Origin of the sequence: Bacillus sp. HMSC036E02 (assembly GCF_001836235.1) — a bacterium.
Classification (GTDB): domain Bacteria; phylum Bacillota; class Bacilli; order Bacillales; family Bacillaceae_G; genus Bacillus_A; species Bacillus_A cereus.
This window is the reverse complement of the sequence record NZ_KV827799.1, coordinates 1-16,037: the sequence shown is the minus strand read 5'-3', so window position 1 is coordinate 16,037 and position 16,037 is coordinate 1. Positions and strand designations below refer to the sequence as shown.

Here is a 16,037-nt window from a genome sequence, read left to right as displayed (position 1 = left end):
AATTAAGATGGTTCAAGTCGGAGGAAGGCATCTTAGGGTGTCTTTTCTTATTCTTAAATCTATATTTTACAGTACAATTCCCTTATTATTATATAAAGGATAAATTAAAATAAGGAGGATATTTATACATGCAAAAAAGGGCTCTTATAATTACATCTGTATTACTTATAATTGGTTTATTTATAATCGGAAAAGGAATAATAGATCGTTATTTTATTACAGGTGATTCGAAATTAAGAGAAGAAGCCATTATAGGTATAATGTGGCATCTAGAAGAAAAAGGGTACGCAAAGTCAGATGTTTTAGAAATTAAACCTTTTTTTGATAGTAAACAAACTCAATATGGAGCACATGTTATATTTAAAGATGAACCAAACATATGGTACAAATACGTACGTTGGGATAATCCTCATACTGGCAAAATTGAATTTGGACAAGATCATGACGAACAAGGAAAACACGACGAACTAAACTGATTAATATTTAATCCAGTCGGAGGAAGATATCTTAGGATGGCTTTTTTAAAATAAAAAATGTCCTACATTTTATGTAGGACATTTTTATATTTTATATGATAGAGTTATATTTTAACCCCACCACATTCCACCCTTACCAAAGAAATAAGGTCTTAATCCAAGCGCAGCTGGCATTGGACGTAAGAAATCATAAGGATGTACAATATAGAAATTACTTACTGGGAAGAAATCTACTCCTGCTCCATCTCTGAATGATAAGTAAACTAATTTAGAACAATATGTTTTATAATCGTTACTCTTTGCAGAAGTTCCAAAAATATCGTATCGATATTTAGATCCATTCTGATAGAAATGATTATACGCATAATCAGCAGCTCTAAATGCAGCTCCCTTATCTTTTTTATACCTTAAATATACAAAGTTAGAGTATTCCTGATTTCCCTTATGGATAAACTCCCATTTTGATAAAGGCATTATTTTGATTGCAGGCGATGCTGATGTTCCTGGTGCATGTACTAATAGATATTCTCCTTTATTAGCACCCGAGAATCCTTGTGTTTCAGTGAAGTCTTTACCGATAATACCCGAATGTCCTGTAATACCGTAGTTAGAGTCTGGTGTAACAACAATGTCACCTTTTTGCACCCAATCATCTGGTATGTTCCAAGATGAAGTTACTGTTCCAGCACGTGCTACGCCTTGCTTTGGATTCTGTTGTTTTTCTGCTTCTTTTCTTAAAAACTCAGCTTTTTCTTCTTCTGTAGGTATTCTTACAGCCTCAAATTTATCATCAAGTCCTTGTGCTCTTAAAGAAGCTTTTACTTCTGCAACTCTTTGTTGAGGTGTTTTATCTGGTCCAATATCATTTTCATTGTAACCTAATGCCTGACGGAGAGGTTCCCTTTTTTCATTGAACTCTTTTTCAGCATTAAGTGACATCCATTTCTGTCCCAAATATGTACCAACTAGATAAAAATCTCCCTGCTCTGTCTTTTTTCCATCATAGGCAACTAAATTTTTTTGAGGACCAAACACAGAACTTTTTTTAGCTTCTAAATAAGGCTCATCAAAAGTAGTAAAATTAGCATTCACTGGCATTTTGATTCCGTCAGGAGCAATCCATTTATGACCTTCATATGTAATTACTTTCCACCAACCATCAGAACGTTTTTCTAATACTGGTAAGAATTTTTGAGGACCAAATTGACTTCCACCTGCTCCTTTAGTTGCTATAAGCGACGGTTCATTATAGCTATAGAAATTTTTATTAAGTGCTGCCGTCTCTGCAACACCTGGATACATCCATTTGTCGCCTTCCCAAGATTGAAACTTTAACCATCCCGCTGTATTTCCATCAATTACTCTAACAGTAGTAGGGCTATACGGTATTTCCATATTACCTTTTTGAGACGAAAATGAAGGTTCATAGAATGCTAAAAATGGTTTATCAAAGTATTGAAGTTCCCCATCGGCATTAATCCACTTATCACCTTCCCAAGTTCCTATCTTCCACCAACCATTTGAACGCTTCTCTTTTACAGTTAGAGCTTTTTGAGGTCCATATTGAGCTCCACCATTTCCCTTTGCAGATGTAAACTTTGGCTCGTTATATGCAAAGAATGATTTGTTAAATGGTATAACCTCATCAGCAAATGAAATATTGTTCGCTGATAAGATTACAAATACAAATAGTAAAAATGAAAACAACTTCTTCAAGATAAATCTTCCTCCTTTGGAAAAATATTAAATAAAATAGAAATTCATGTTATATAATGTCATATTTTTATATTAAATGCTATATATTTATATGAAATAAAAAGATTTTATTATAATTTGAAAAATGATACGATTTAAAGTTAAAATAATTCAAGTCGGGGGAAGGCACCTTAAGGTGTCTTTTCTTCATAAAAAGTAATTTCAATATTTTAAGAGAAACTCCACCACATTCCACCATTACTGATAGTCTTTTTAGATAAATTTATAGATATTAATCATATTATAAAAATATTATGATTAATATATTGTTATTGTTCTCTTATAATCTTTATCATCCACCATTTAAAGTTTCTTTAAACTATTACCTAACATATGTTTTTTGTACCATGCTTTGTTAATGCATTTAACCTTCTTAGGTGTTGAGAATTTAGCATTATCCCTTGGTATAGCCATATCATTAGAACATCCTGCGATATTTAAACAAAATGTAGCCAATAAAGACAATAATATTAATTTATTCAAATAATCACTTCTAACTCTTTTTTAATTAACATTTTGATATAAAATAAACCTCTCACTAACTTTACATTAGATTAAAAGTTGAAAACTATTCTTATAATCATAAAATGTTAAATTTTTATCCAATGAGATAGTAATACCCCTCCTAAAAACCTACTTATTTCCCTAGATCGGTCTTCTTAAATTCTTCATCTTCAGCATCATGAAATCCTAAATCGAACGAATACAACGTTTCTAATGTCTCTGAAGCTCCAATATATATCAAAATACTCTCTATATCTTTGTAAGATTGAAAATATAAAATTTTTGCTTTTGGTATTTTCCCGTCAGTTTGTAATTTTTTCTTCTTAATGCCTAATTCTTCAAACATAAAATTATTTAAATGCTCCAAGATATCTTCAGACCCATGAATACGAAAGCGTGGTCTAACATAAATTTTATTTTCAGATTGTTTAACTTTTATCGTGCCAAGTTCATGCCTCAATAAAACATATTTTTTAATGAATATTTTTTTATTAAACTCACCTTTAGGAAATAACCTAGATTTTCCTCGTATCGGTGTCCAACCAAATTCTTTTACCTTTGTAATAAATGGATGGTCACTATTCATAGACATATACCATTCCACATACCCTTTATCTTCACAATATCTTGATCTTGTTTCTTTCCCAAAGAAATCAGCAAACTTTTTTACTATCACTTGTGACTTATGAGTGAATTGAAAATAACCTCCTGATTCATAACCATTACGCCATACCATACCTAAAGCCTCTGAAAATACATCTGTTTTAATAAAATCATCTATCCAATTCTTCTCTATAAGATTATTAGTCATAAAATATTCCCCTTAAATTTTATCCTTCTAATCAATTGTAAAATAATACTTAATTTCTATAAACAAGAAATTAACCTTATAAATTTCACGTACTATATCCGATGTGTAAAACCAAATCTTGCAATAAAACCTATTCTACCATCCGTCCCCTTATCCTCTAACCAAAAAAGTAGTAAATCCTATATTTATTCCTCTATCTTAGTGATTCATTCCCCCATGAGTTAAACACTCTCATATTTTTCTGCTTTTCTTCGTAATTAAGCTTGACTGAAGGTCTTGAGGGTTTTTATCATGTGGGAACGATTATGGAACACGGCTGGAAGGCAAATTTATCCCCTACTTTGAAAGATCACAAAAAAGTAATCGATCAAAATAGATGGATAAGCGTCTTGTTTTCGCCATGCGGTCACTTATAAGGTATCCGTATGTATAGACCCTGTTCACTCAGCGATTTTCACCGCATACATCCTTTTTCTATGGCTTGTCCTTGTAATATCGTCCCTACACGACAAACTGAATGTACTCCCTAGCACCGTAATGCTAACGATAACCTCCCGAACCTTTTAGGGAATCGTCCCTGGGCAAGTTCTCGCCCTCCCTCACCAGAAGAACAGGATTCTAATGAGGGGTGCTGTTTTTGTAGGCGCATACTCTGTACCCCCTGCACGACCAACAGCTAGCCACGCACGTAACACGTTCCCTCTATATAGAAGCACGAAATTACGGCTTATCAGTTTTTATTTACGTGGTATCAGGCAATTCCACGCGAACAAAAAACAAAAAGGCATCTCCAATTCCTAAATGGCCTGTAGATTCACAAGACTTCTAGGTTTAGAGATGCCCGCTATATATCTTTTGACTACAAAAAATACAATTCTAGCATTTACTAGTTGAATTTTAGTCAAACAATAGATAAAATGGGTATATCAAAGAAGCCTCGTGAAAAGGCATAGTTGTTTAAGGTTAGTGGTGGTACACTTCTTAAACGTTAACACTGTGGGTTAATACAGCTAATTTCTAGTCAAGTGGTGGTACACTTGCTAGAGCAAGTCATTCCCGCTAAAGGTTGGTAGCCATTAGCATACGGGAGTGGCTTTTTGTTTTGTGTTCATATTCAATTGTCTTTAATTTATCTCGTTCAATCTTCATGATCTTCATTTATGTAAAATATCAAATTATGTTTTGTTTTGTAGAATGGTGCTTGTTGTTTACTACGTTACAACAAGCATTATCCTTTGTAAACAGTGAATTTGCACACTTTCTGAATAATATCCCTATTTCCCTATTTCCCTATTTCCACTTATAGATATAGGGATATTTCCCCTTTTCCCTATATCTATATTTCCCTATTTTTATTATTTTTGCGTCTACTATCTCCTATAAAAAAATTCAGATTTATTACTTAAATTTCTATACTTCATACAACTGAAAAATCTTTTAATATCAACGTTTCTGTTATTAATTACTAACTCTATGATTCTATTGCATAACCCAAATATCATTGTTATAATTTTCATAAAGATATAGAAATATCCCTATTTCTATAGTTAGAAATATCCCTATTTCCCTATTTCTATTTTTCCCTATTTCTATAAAGGGATATAGGGAAATTTCAAAAACTATAACTGGAGTGTTAAAAATGGCCATTACAATTACTGTAGGTAATTACAAAGGTGGAGTCGGTAAAACCACAAATGCTGTATTGAACTCTTATGAATTTGCTAAAAAAGGTAAGCGTACATTACTCGTTGATCTTGATCCACAAAGTAACGCAACAAAATCTTTAATGTTAACAAAATCAATCCTTAACCCTGATGAAATCGTTACTGTTGAAAAAACATTAATGAAAGGGATACAAGAGGGGAACTTGGATGGCTTAGAAGTAGAAATTACGGATAACTTATATTTAATTCCTTCTTACGTTGATTTCCAGGACTTCGCAAAATTCCTTTATAAAAATTGTTCTTCGGAAGCTGAAGAAGATCATTACTTCCGAGGATTGCTTGAAAAGATAAAGCATAAATACGACTACATATTTATCGATGTTCCTCCAATGTCATTAGAAGTTACAAAGAACGCCGTTGTAGCTTCTGATTATGTTCTAATCGCTCTACAAACACAAGAACGTTCTCTTACTGGCGCTGAGAATTATGTTAATGAGCTTATCAAGTTAAAAGAACAATATGATCTTGATATTGAAGTAGTCGGTATTCTTCCTGTTCTATTAAAAAATAACGGTAAGGTTGACGAATATATCATGGAAAATGCACGTGAAATTTTCGGTGAAGAAAACCTATTCAAAAACATCGTTCCTCAAATGGAGCGTATTAAACGATTTGATGTTAATGGTATCACTGAAAAAGATAGACATGATATGAATGTAATTGAACTATACGAAACAATTAGTGATGAATTATTATCTCGTATTGATATGTTTGAAAAAATGAAGGTTGGTGTTTAAAATGGCGAGAACTCCTGGTTTATTAGGTAGAAAGAAAAGTAACTTTGAACCTACTGAGCCTTATGTACCAGAGCAAGGACAAGCTACGGTGGAAAATAACGAGGTTCCAGTTACTCCTTCTCAACCTAAGTCTGAAGAAAAACAAGTAACTCGAAAAGAAAAAAGAAACGAAAAAACTGAATCAAAAAAGAAATTTAAAAATCAGCAAGGCAGCATTAAAATTTCTAATCAATCAAAAGAAGAACTAGAAGTATTAATGAAACTTACAAACACAAAATTCGCTTATGAAATCATCGATTTACTTATAGATCGCTATGTAGAAAATGAGCTAACGCCTGAACAGAAAAGAAAATTCAAGCTATTAACAGAGATTTAAAAATATAGAAATATCCCTATTTAGAAATAGGGATATTTCTATATTTCCACTTTTCTCTCTACATAAGATACGCAAATTAGTTTTAATAGTTTGGGATAATATACTAAATAGGAGTGGTCAATTTGGATAAAAAATACTTAGTGACTGTGACACCTGTTCAAGATAATCCTGCGACAAAGAAAAAGAATTCATTGTCAGCAGCAGACAGAAAAAATATAAAAGTATCGCCTGAAACACTTAATAAAATAAAGACCATTTGCACAATGAAAGACATGAAAAATTATGAGCTTATTGATGAAATATTGGATTACTACATTGCTAATAAATTGAATGCACATGAGCAGAACATTCTAAATGACATAGTTTCTGATAAAAAATAATCCCTACTTTTTGTAGGGCTTATTTTTTATGTAGTTATACTCTTACTACAATCACTATCTTATGTACATAACTTTCGTTATTGGGAGTTGATTAATATTAGCTTATTTGTCTTATAAGTTAAATCGAGAACTATTAGATTCCAAAATACTCCAGTTCTTTTTGTATGTTATTTAAGGCAAACTTCTTTCGTTTTTTAAAGAAGTTCTTTGGTTCGTTTGAAGATAATCTCCAAAGAAGTCGTATATCCTGCAAGTGTTAGAGTAAGGACTTGAACAAATTCCCAACCATCTTCAGCATGTTCTATAATAATACGCTTATAATCTTCTTTGGGTTGCCCTTTCCATCCATCCATTTCGACTTTCACAAATTTGTAATCATACATATTCTTCCACCCCTCTTTCCCTAATTGTACCATTTAGAAGAAGCGATGTATTGTGCTTTTTTGACTGTATACTCTATACATATGCAGTTAACATAACGCATCATTATCAGTAGCAATGAAAAAGGGGAATCCTTACTCTTAGAAGGAATCCACTCTTTCTATTTCTACAACTCTATTTTTATACGTTCCTCTTCTTATCCTTACAGGAACCTCCACCACTAGATCATTAACTTAATTATCTTTAGGGGAAGTTAAAAGTTTTTATTTTCTTGTTCAATTAAAGCGCCAGTTGGTTAAATATTATGAATAATTAATTTGAAAGTCTTTTTATCTAAATACACCTTTTCTTTTTGAAAGCCAATCTTCTAAGGCATCTTCGTGTAGTTTTGTAAATAATTTCGGTATTTGGTCTATTGGGAAGTATTTTAAATCTAAAGTTTCAATACCGTCTGTAGTAAGTTCCCCATCAATTGGCTTGCATTGAAAACAATGAACGATAGTCTGAGCTTTATCTCCGTTCGGAAACTCACCAGAGTATTTAGAGTAGACACCTATAAGATGTTCAACTTCAACATTTAATCCTGTCTCCTCAAGTATTTCTCGTTTAGCGGTTTCTTCAAGAGATTCTCCAAGTTCCATAGCACCACCTGGAAGACCCCACTCATTTCTATCTCCCCTCTTTTGTAAAAGGATTTCATTTCGTTCGTTATAAACAATACCTCCAGCAAAATTAAGAAATATTAAATCGTGCCCTACTTTTTCCCGAATATAACGAATGTAGTCCTTATTTGTAGTCATAAATTTCCTCCCACTTATATATAAAATACAAATTAATTATATATCCAAATAGAAGAAAATGGTATTATTCCTTATTCAACTAACCTGGTCTCCTTACCCTCACCAGAACTTCCACCACTAGTTCATTTAAATAATTATCATTAATAGAAGACATTTAGCGATGGACTACCTATAAAAGAAAAGTTAATCACCTTAAAAATGGAATCTCAGTAACAAAATTGAACAATATTACATTTCTGTTATAATATAATACGACAAAAAGCTTATTACAAAACATCTTGGAGGATCGTGCATTGAAAAGACATTATAAAATTGGCGGAATTATTCTTGCTGCATCGCTCTTCGCTAGCGGCTGTGGGAATGGAGAAAAAGCAGAAGAGAAAAAAAGGGAATCTTGGACAGAACATGAGCAAAGATTAGAAAAAGAACAAGCCGAAAAAGAAGCACAAAAAGAAGCAATTAATTTTGAAGTAGGCGAATACTCTTATAATCCAGAAACTAAAATGTTAACGGTAAATGTAAAAACAAATATGCCGGAAGGATCAAAAGCAAAAGGTGTTATCAAAGAGCCAGAAAAAGAATATATAGCAGTAATGTCAAAAGAGAGCACTGTTCATGATGGGAATTTTCATTTTGAATTTGGTGACCATGTATCCGAAACGTCAGGACGTGAAGTTGTTAAAAATGGAAACTATGATTTTAAAATGACTTTTACTGTTGATGCCGAAAACAAAGCTGCATTAGATGCATTCAAAGACTATGACAATTTCGAAAAAAACTATAAATCTAATGGGGAATTAGAAGAGATAGAAAATGGATTTAAAGTTAGAGGAATTAATGCTGGAAAAGTAAATATTGAAAATGCTCTATCAGCAGAAGAAGCCGAAAAAGTAAAAATTGAAGAAAAAAAGAAACTAGCAAAAGATCTTTCTTATCCTGAATTAAAGAAAAATCCGGATGGACACAAGGACGAATTAGTGAAATATACTGGTGAAATTGTTCAGATCATAGAAAGTGGCGGTTCAACTGATATTAGATTAGCTGTTACAAAAAGGTCATATGGATATAACACCAACGACATTGTCTATGTAACCTTCGATAAACCAACAGAATTTGTTGAAAAAGATATAGTTACAGTAACAGGAAATATTGAAGGAAGTTATTCTTATACATCACAAGCAGGTTGGAATATATCCGTACCACTAATGAAGGCTATTGATATAACGAAATAAGTCATCAAAAAAAGCCCGGTTAATTTAATCGGGCTTTTCCCTTATCGATATAGGAAATAGTTTTAAGCATCAGGTAATACAAATTCCATTTGCCGACTCTGTGTTTTAAATCCAAGTTTTTCATAGAATTGTATAGCCTTCTTGTTAAATTCTAAAACATTTAATTCTACACTTGTTGCTTGTATTTCTTTAGCATACTCAAATGCTTTTTGTACTAATATTTTTCCTATTCCTGTTCCTTGACATATTTCACTTACACCAATATTGCGGATAAAGAGTACTTTTCGCTCAACTAACTTTGGATTTTCGGCTGGTTCTTTAATATCTAAGATTAAATAAGCAAGAATCTCTTTATTATTGGCCTCTACTACAAATATCTCTATGGTTTTATCATTAAGCCACTCTTCGTATGCATTGTGATCCAAAGAAGCTGAAGTATCAGAGTAAATATCTGGTCTTCCCTCTATATGTAACTGTTGAACTTGCTTGTTTATATTTGATATATTCCAAAAATCTTCTGGAGTAGCTAGTCTTACTGTGAAAGGCAAAACTTCATTAGACATAAGTCCATTCCTCCAAATGTTTTATTTAAATTGATTTTAACAAAGCGCATCATTATCCGTAGCGAAGACAAAGAGGAACCCTACTCTCACAAGGGAACCGCCTTGTTTTCACCAGAACTTCCACCACGGCTTCCTCTCTTTCGCTGCAGCAACCTCATTTCGAAATTCTTGCATCACTCTCTTCGTTTCCTGCATTTCTCGTAATGTCTTCATCAAAGTCTCATCACGCGCTTCCAATCGTTTTTCCACTCGTTCATTATGTGCTTCTACGCTTGCTTTGATTTCCTCGTTACTTTGCTTCGCCTGCTCACTTAATCGTTTCTCCATCGCTAACATACTCTGATTCATTTCTTGCGCCATAACGCTGTACTGTTCCTGTAATTGCTGTTTAATGTGGAATGGCACTAAATCCGTTTCTTCAGCCTCTTCTTGAATCAGATCCGGATTAACTTTCTCTATTTGCTGCGCAATCATCTTCGCTGCTTTCTCTAGCGTCATACCGTCATGCTTACTCAGTTCAATTAATTTCTCAATCACCATAATGTCATTGTCTGTGTATTGGCGTCTGCCACGGTTATCTTTCTTTACTGCGAATCCCTCGCGCTGTAATACTTCCATGTACTTTCTAAGGGTGCTATCACTTATTCCTAGTCTTTTGTATACTTCACTAGCAGAATAAACAATTTCGTCCGTCATAACGTCACAACACCTCCTAGTGAGAGTATTCCATGATGAGTAGCAAATTCCTGCAAAGAAAAAAGCCCTGTATAAACAGGACTTTTTCTTAATTATTTAAATTGCCAATTTACCACATAGTTCCACGGACTATTTTGGCTATATGGCATTACACCAATACGTAAATAATAAGTTTTACTAGGGTTAATGCTTACAGTCTTTGGTGTTTCAGACATTGTCCATGAACCTAAAAGTCTACCATACTCGCTATCTTCATAAATAGAAATTTTAGTATCTGAGTGTCCCCATAAATCCACAGAAAGTGATTTTTGACTTAAACTCGAAGCTTTTACTGGAATTAAACGATAAGCACTAATAGAATAAAGTGTTCCGTCAGTTTGCCCATTACCTACATCAACCGATGCTATGGAATTGGATGAAACCTTTTTATCAACTACCTTAGGTTGTTCGGCTGCAAATGCTCCTCCGGCCCCAGATAAAGCAATCCCAGTTGCTAATGCCCCAATTGCTAGTTTCTTTAACATAAAAAATCCCCCTTTAATAGTTTTATAGCTTGCACCTTCATCATACTTTCGATTTTCGTAAATGTAAATATATTACAATTTTAGAAACATAAAACTATTTATTGCGAATGTTGAGTTAAGATATGTTGTCTGATAATAACGATAGATGGTTATTATCATATGAAAAAGTCCTACATTAAGTAGGACTAGATAGCCTTAGCGATCTCAACAAGCAATCTCATAAACAACGGAATCATTTGGACTACTATATATCCGATCCCTGCCCTTGATATAAGAGAGAATCCCCGTTCCTGGCTACCAACCATAATGAATAGACCGCCGCATAACGCTACAACGGATGCTATCGGATATGACACTGCTTTAATTAAGAAAATGACTGGTTCAAATGCATTCACAATACGATTGTACAGTTGGCCATCTATATAATTTTTTATCTTCCCATCGTTTGACTGCACATCTTTAAATACTTCATTCACGTCTGGGTTATTACCGTCAGCAAATACATGCGGAATATCTATAATATTGCTGAATATAATAGCACTACCGATCACAATACTTATTCGCGCCGCCACGGGTACGTATTTTTTTGCTTTCTTTTTGAACAAGCTCCACTTTTTCTTTGCCCCATAGTTGCCATCCATAAAATCTTTGATGCTCATTGTCTCTGCTGCCATATGGACCATCTCCCTATTTTTAATGGAAATCAGTAACTGTAAAGATGTTGCAATCCAATCCCTCACAAAGCTTCTGGAGTTGTTTTCTGCGATATTCCGTTGTGGTGTACCAAATAAATTTAGGTGGCTTCTCAAACACATTGCATTCAATCAATTTACGATACTTCTGCATCTTGATACGGTTTGCGCTCATCTTTTGCTCATGATCCACTTCTACAATGTGATAACGGCCATTATCAGTGAATAGTGCATCTGCAATTATGGAAACGATACCTTTCACATTCATTTTCACTTCCTGCTTCCACGTTTTCGGGCATTCATAAGCGATGTAGATATCATTCCTCATAATGTAATGGCGAAATTGATTCGAACGCTTGAGTATTTTCTTGCTTCCGATACGTTCGCGCCCTTCTTTGTTGAGATAATACACCTTCTCTCCATCCCTAAAGCTAGAAACATATTCTTCAAGAGACTTCATTACACGGGAAGCATTCCTGTCACCACCAAGGTCATGGAGTACTTGGATTTGCTTCCTGCTAAGAAAGCCGAGTTTCTTCAAGCTCAAGAGTATACTTTCCGTTCTCGCTTCCTTCATGGCTAGTTTTTGCATCTTCATGCTCCTTCCTCGCTCTGATGTTAATGTGTGGCTTTATGATGTTATCTATTTGCTTATTATCGATATAAACCGTCTGTAGGACCTTCTTCTCATTTGTTTGGTATATCGCTCTCCCCTTTATGTTAGGAAGCATTTCTGCGCCGCCCTCATCAAGTACAGCACGGCTCCCTGCCTCTGTCTGTAATCTAAAACAAACACGAGCGCCAATGTTTTGTCGTAGCTGCGATGGTAACGCTTCGTTTGTTGGGTACTGTGTCGCATACACCAAGCGAAATCCCGCTGCCCTGCCACGACGCCCTATATCAACAATGATGTCCCTGCACTCCTGATATGGCGCTATGTCGGCTGCTTCATCAACAATTACAAAGTAACGTACTGGATCCCCAGCTTCTTTTATATCTTCGTATCCTTTTTCTAGTAAGTATTCGTTTCTAGCATTCAGTTTATCTTGCAATTCCCTTAGAGTCTCTAGGGCTTCCTCTGGATTCTTCGCAATTGATTCGACCTGGTTTAAGAATCTGTAACGGTTAAAAGAGAGACCACCCTTCAAATCTATAAGGAATAGCTTTGTATTTTCTGGTTGGTTGCGTACCAGGGATGTAATTATAAGTTTTAATACATTTGATTTACCCATATCCGTCATGCCGGCTGATATCATGTGCGCTAGTTGATCAAAATCATGTTTTATCAATCCATCCCTCGTATAACCAATCGGAACCTCCCAACCTCTACATTGCCTCATCATATCCTCTACAAATTTAACGAAATTAGGTATTCCTTTCTCATAAACGCGTATTTTTAATAAACCATCGTAAGACAGCTCAATTTCCTTTCTAACGAGTTTTTTCTTATTTATGATGTTTTGTATTTGTTTTAAGATATCTTTTCGCAGTCGAAGAGATTTGAAGTCTTGTAGTTTGAAATCATAAACCTTGCTCTTGTGATTTAATCCATCCTCTAAATGTTGTATTTTTTGTTCGAAATCGGAGAAGCTAAGACCAAGCGGTATTCTATACGCATATTCAACTCCCCAATTATTCCTCGTTTTGCGAAGCAGCTGTATAGTCCTAGTCTCTTTCCCTTCTTTTACTTTTAATCCGCAGTTCGCGCAGATCCTTTGAATCTTGGATGCATCATTTGTTGCTCCTTTTTGATGCATTTTTGATAGAAAGACTACACCACCGACAGCAGCTGAACTAACTAACTCAAATATCACAAACTCACACCACCGTTCTTTCTGTATTCTGCAAGAATAGTCCCTGAAGATTAGAAGAGATAAAAACAGCTATGAATCATTGAAAATACTAATCTTTCAATGTCTAAAGTATTATTCTGTGACCGTATTCTATTCGGAATAGGTGAAACGAAGTTTTAACAGGCTATCAAATCGGAACTGAGAATCGTAATTTGTTTGGTATGGTAAAGAGTATTGTGTACTGTTTGGTCTTTATGTCAGTTTTTTTCTCGTGTTTAAAAAAATGACGAAAAGGGCAAGCTATTCATGAGGTGGTAAAGGTGTTTGGATTAGGCAAAAAACGTAGTAAATTTGGTAAGTGGTTAGATAAACAAGGAATCACACAAGGGGAATTAGAGAAGGCTGCTAAGTTGAGTAGGGGTACTATTTCAAAAGTTTGTAATGATAAAGAATACACACCTAAATTTTCGACTATATCCCAAATAACAAGGGGATTGAAGAAGTTAGGGAAAAACATAAATGAAAATGAATTTTGGATGTAGCTTCACTAAAACCGGTGGGGCTATTTTTATTTTTTTATAAAAACCTCTTCATAAAAGAACATACATTCGTATATAATAAGAACTAACGTTCTGTTATTTAGGGGGAATAACGGTGTATGACTATTCAATATTGCCAAATCGAATTGTTTTATGTGTAGATCTTCGTTCGTTCTATGCCAGTGTATCGTGCATCAAAATGGGATTAGACCCACTTCATACTAAATTGGCTGTAGTTGGTGATGTGAATAGGAGTGGTTCAATTGTTTTGGCTGCAACTCCACCATTAAAAGCATTAGGCGTTAAGAAAATGGCGAGATTGTATGAGATACCACGTCGTAAAGATATCCTTGTGATAAATCCAATTATGAGTACTTACATAAAATGTTCTAATTTCATTACTAAGTTGGCCCTACAATACGTGCCAATTGAGGATTTTCACCAATATTCCATCGATGAGTTCTTTATGGACATTACGGATAGTATTCATTTATTTGCTAATGATCCATATGAATTTGCATTGAAATTCAAACGAGAGATATATGCTAAGACGCGAATTGAATGCACGATAGGAATTGGTCCAAACCCTTTAATGAGCAAGGTTGCCTTAGATGTAGAAGCGAAGAAAACGAAAGATTGCATAGCATACTGGAAGTACGAAAATGTACCCATAAAATTATGGCCAATACAACCACTTAGTAAGTTTTGGGGGATTTCGGGTAAAACAGAAGCGAAGTTAAACCGAAAAGGAATTCATTCAATCGGAGACTTAGCGCAATACCCACTTAAATACTTAAAACAAAGCTTCGGGGTCATTGGCGAAGAATTGCACTTACATAGCAACGGCATAGATTTTAGCCGTATATCAGAAAAATATGTTCCAGCAACAACTTCTATTGGTAAAAGCCAAATACTTATGCGCGATTACACCATAGAAGAGTTTCCAATTATTCTACTGGAGCATATAGAAGAAGTTTGTTATCGAATGCGAAGGCAAAACAAACTAGCTCAAACTGTTCATTTTTCCATTGGTTATAGCAGAAATTACTCTGGTGGCTTCAGAAAAACTCACACTATGAACCGACCGACCAATTTAACAATGGATATATATAAGATTTGTACATATTTTTTACACAAGTTTTACACTGGGGAGCCCATTAGATCCATAAATGTTTCTTTAACTAACTTAATCCATGAAGGCGAAGAACAAATCTCACTATTCGATAATGTAATACAACGAGAAAAAGAAATGAAACTAACGAAAGTAATGGACGAAATACGCACTAAATTTGGTAAGAACAGCATATTAAGAGGAATTTCGTATACAAATAGTGCAACAGCAAGATACAGAAACACATTGTTAGGGGGACATAAATCATGAACAACGCTAATATGCCAAAAGGAAGAGGAATGGTTAAATGGACTCCATTCGCAGCGATGCCAGAACAATTCGTAGGTATCTGTGAGATTATTAAAAACAAGACAAAAGTAGAACGCCCTACATTAACCCAGGATGAACAAGAACTTATTGAGAATACACTATTATGTTCGCTGCTTTCTGAAGAAGAAATATTGATTACATATTATGAAGATGGATTTTTACTTACTAGCTATATGACCGTCATTGATATTGATCCGTTGAATAAATCTATAATTTGTACGGATGCATTTTATAATAAAATAACGTTGAAATTTATTGATATTATTGATGCTAAATAAAAAAATATTTTTACATTTTCCTCCTTAAATTGGTATGATTTACTTGTTTAAAAAAGGGGGGGGAGATTTTTGAGTTTAAATATGTATTTAGGGGAAGTGCATACACAAACACAAGATATGAATGCTGTATGTACCGCTACCATTCAAGGTATGGAACAAGTTATTCAGTCGATTGATGCTTTTGCAATTGATACTGTTCTACAAGGACAAACATATAGTAGTGCCAAAGCATTTTTTGTACAAACCTTCCGTCCCTTAGCCCAAGGGATTATTTACTTGTGTGAAGAACTAATTCATCAGAATGATGCCTTTCCAAGTCAATTTCAATCACAGGT

19 protein-coding genes are annotated in these 16,037 nt (G+C 34.2%); 9 read left to right on the top strand and 10 right to left on the bottom strand.

The annotated features are described in order from the left end of the window. The first annotated feature begins 128 nt into the window (after positions 1–128). The gene (locus HMPREF2590_RS00585; RefSeq protein ID WP_001171891.1) at positions 129–476 is read left to right on the top strand and encodes a DUF3139 domain-containing protein; all 348 of its coding nucleotides are present in this window, start codon (positions 129–131) and stop codon (positions 474–476) included. Positions 477–587: 111 nt separating this feature from the next. Here HMPREF2590_RS00585 and HMPREF2590_RS00580 read toward each other — a convergent pair whose 3' ends face one another. Beyond that, positions 588–2,192, bottom strand: a complete 1,605-nt coding sequence (locus HMPREF2590_RS00580) for a C40 family peptidase (RefSeq protein ID WP_070861263.1) — start codon at positions 2,190–2,192, stop codon at positions 588–590. A gap of 676 nt (positions 2,193–2,868) precedes the next feature. Beyond that, a complete protein-coding gene (locus HMPREF2590_RS00575; protein ID WP_070861261.1) occupies positions 2,869–3,546 on the bottom strand; it encodes a hypothetical protein in 678 nt (225 codons plus the stop codon). Between the two features lie 1,639 nt (positions 3,547–5,185). On the opposite strand from HMPREF2590_RS00575, the gene HMPREF2590_RS00570 reads away from it, so the two are divergent. The 3 genes from HMPREF2590_RS00570 (at position 5,186) to HMPREF2590_RS00560 (ending at position 6,763) form a co-directional block, all read left to right on the top strand. Next, positions 5,186–6,007, top strand: a complete 822-nt coding sequence (locus HMPREF2590_RS00570) for a ParA family protein (protein ID WP_001018642.1) — start codon at positions 5,186–5,188, stop codon at positions 6,005–6,007. A gap of 1 nt (position 6,008) precedes the next feature. Next, positions 6,009–6,383 (top strand): hypothetical protein, encoded by a 375-nt coding sequence (locus tag HMPREF2590_RS00565; protein ID WP_000124665.1) that lies wholly within the window; start codon positions 6,009–6,011, stop codon positions 6,381–6,383. A gap of 122 nt (positions 6,384–6,505) precedes the next feature. Next, positions 6,506–6,763, top strand: a complete 258-nt coding sequence (locus HMPREF2590_RS00560; protein WP_000359170.1) for a hypothetical protein — start codon at positions 6,506–6,508, stop codon at positions 6,761–6,763. A 194-nt stretch (positions 6,764–6,957) separates the two neighbouring features. On the opposite strand, the gene HMPREF2590_RS00555 is transcribed toward HMPREF2590_RS00560, so the two are convergent. After that, positions 6,958–7,146 (bottom strand): DUF4177 domain-containing protein, encoded by a 189-nt coding sequence (locus HMPREF2590_RS00555; protein ID WP_000272494.1) that lies wholly within the window; start codon positions 7,144–7,146, stop codon positions 6,958–6,960. A gap of 327 nt (positions 7,147–7,473) precedes the next feature. Next, entirely contained in the window at positions 7,474–7,944 is a 471-nt protein-coding gene (locus HMPREF2590_RS00550; protein WP_000210486.1) for an NUDIX hydrolase, read from the bottom strand. A 293-nt stretch (positions 7,945–8,237) separates the two neighbouring features. Between HMPREF2590_RS00550 and HMPREF2590_RS00545 the strand changes: the two genes are divergently transcribed. Then, positions 8,238–9,176, top strand: coding sequence for a hypothetical protein (locus HMPREF2590_RS00545; RefSeq protein ID WP_000820696.1), 939 nt, complete (start codon positions 8,238–8,240; stop codon positions 9,174–9,176). A gap of 62 nt (positions 9,177–9,238) precedes the next feature. Here HMPREF2590_RS00545 and HMPREF2590_RS00540 read toward each other — a convergent pair whose 3' ends face one another. From HMPREF2590_RS00540 to HMPREF2590_RS00515, 6 genes are all read right to left on the bottom strand, one after another. Beyond that, the gene (locus tag HMPREF2590_RS00540; RefSeq protein WP_000064366.1) at positions 9,239–9,739 is read right to left on the bottom strand and encodes a GNAT family N-acetyltransferase; all 501 of its coding nucleotides are present in this window, start codon (positions 9,737–9,739) and stop codon (positions 9,239–9,241) included. 108 nt (positions 9,740–9,847) lie between these two features. After that, entirely contained in the window at positions 9,848–10,435 is a 588-nt protein-coding gene (locus HMPREF2590_RS00535) for a DUF3967 domain-containing protein (RefSeq protein WP_000128983.1), read from the bottom strand. 92 nt (positions 10,436–10,527) lie between these two features. After that, entirely contained in the window at positions 10,528–10,959 is a 432-nt protein-coding gene (locus HMPREF2590_RS00530) for a hypothetical protein (RefSeq protein WP_000914192.1), read from the bottom strand. 185 nt (positions 10,960–11,144) lie between these two features. After that, positions 11,145–11,633 (bottom strand): hypothetical protein, encoded by a 489-nt coding sequence (locus HMPREF2590_RS00525; RefSeq protein WP_000718642.1) that lies wholly within the window; start codon positions 11,631–11,633, stop codon positions 11,145–11,147. 19 nt (positions 11,634–11,652) lie between these two features. Continuing rightward, a complete protein-coding gene (locus HMPREF2590_RS00520) occupies positions 11,653–12,198 on the bottom strand; it encodes a replication-relaxation family protein (protein WP_228490623.1) in 546 nt (181 codons plus the stop codon). Further along, complete coding sequence (locus HMPREF2590_RS00515) at positions 12,170–13,465, bottom strand: FtsK/SpoIIIE domain-containing protein (RefSeq protein ID WP_000575736.1); 1,296 nt, start codon at positions 13,463–13,465, stop codon at positions 12,170–12,172. Before HMPREF2590_RS00515 ends, HMPREF2590_RS00520 begins: the two co-directional genes overlap by 29 nt. 299 nt (positions 13,466–13,764) lie before the next feature. On the opposite strand from HMPREF2590_RS00515, the gene HMPREF2590_RS00510 reads away from it, so the two are divergent. The 4 genes from HMPREF2590_RS00510 to HMPREF2590_RS00495 all read left to right on the top strand — a co-directional run. After that, entirely contained in the window at positions 13,765–13,986 is a 222-nt protein-coding gene (locus HMPREF2590_RS00510) for a helix-turn-helix domain-containing protein (RefSeq protein WP_000467326.1), read from the top strand. Positions 13,987–14,098: 112 nt separating this feature from the next. Continuing rightward, complete coding sequence (locus HMPREF2590_RS00505) at positions 14,099–15,364, top strand: Y-family DNA polymerase (RefSeq protein ID WP_025967161.1); 1,266 nt, start codon at positions 14,099–14,101, stop codon at positions 15,362–15,364. After that, positions 15,361–15,702 (top strand): YolD-like family protein, encoded by a 342-nt coding sequence (locus HMPREF2590_RS00500; RefSeq protein WP_001057811.1) that lies wholly within the window; start codon positions 15,361–15,363, stop codon positions 15,700–15,702. Before HMPREF2590_RS00505 ends, HMPREF2590_RS00500 begins: the two co-directional genes overlap by 4 nt. Positions 15,703–15,771: 69 nt before the next feature. Then, the coding region (locus HMPREF2590_RS00495) for a T7SS effector LXG polymorphic toxin (protein WP_481747573.1) at positions 15,772–16,037 on the top strand (266 nt) is incomplete at its 3' end.

Bases quoted from the DNA above. Each gene is read 5' to 3' on its own strand.
- HMPREF2590_RS00565 (WP_000124665.1), top strand. From the start codon at position 6,009: ATGGCGAGAACTCCTGGTTTATTAGGTAGAAAGAAAAGTAACTTTGAA.
- HMPREF2590_RS00540 (WP_000064366.1), bottom strand. From the start codon at position 9,739: ATGTCTAATGAAGTTTTGCCTTTCACAGTAAGACTAGCTACTCCAGAA.
- HMPREF2590_RS00570 (WP_001018642.1), top strand. From the start codon at position 5,186: ATGGCCATTACAATTACTGTAGGTAATTACAAAGGTGGAGTCGGTAAA.
- HMPREF2590_RS00555 (WP_000272494.1), bottom strand. From the start codon at position 7,146: ATGTATGATTACAAATTTGTGAAAGTCGAAATGGATGGATGGAAAGGG.
- HMPREF2590_RS00575 (WP_070861261.1), bottom strand. From the start codon at position 3,546: ATGACTAATAATCTTATAGAGAAGAATTGGATAGATGATTTTATTAAA.
- HMPREF2590_RS00530 (WP_000914192.1), bottom strand. From the start codon at position 10,959: ATGTTAAAGAAACTAGCAATTGGGGCATTAGCAACTGGGATTGCTTTA.
- HMPREF2590_RS00525 (WP_000718642.1), bottom strand. From the start codon at position 11,633: ATGGCAGCAGAGACAATGAGCATCAAAGATTTTATGGATGGCAACTAT.
- HMPREF2590_RS00535 (WP_000128983.1), bottom strand. From the start codon at position 10,435: ATGACGGACGAAATTGTTTATTCTGCTAGTGAAGTATACAAAAGACTA.
- HMPREF2590_RS00585 (WP_001171891.1), top strand. From the start codon at position 129: ATGCAAAAAAGGGCTCTTATAATTACATCTGTATTACTTATAATTGGT.
- HMPREF2590_RS00550 (WP_000210486.1), bottom strand. From the start codon at position 7,944: ATGACTACAAATAAGGACTACATTCGTTATATTCGGGAAAAAGTAGGG.
- HMPREF2590_RS00500 (WP_001057811.1), top strand. From the start codon at position 15,361: ATGAACAACGCTAATATGCCAAAAGGAAGAGGAATGGTTAAATGGACT.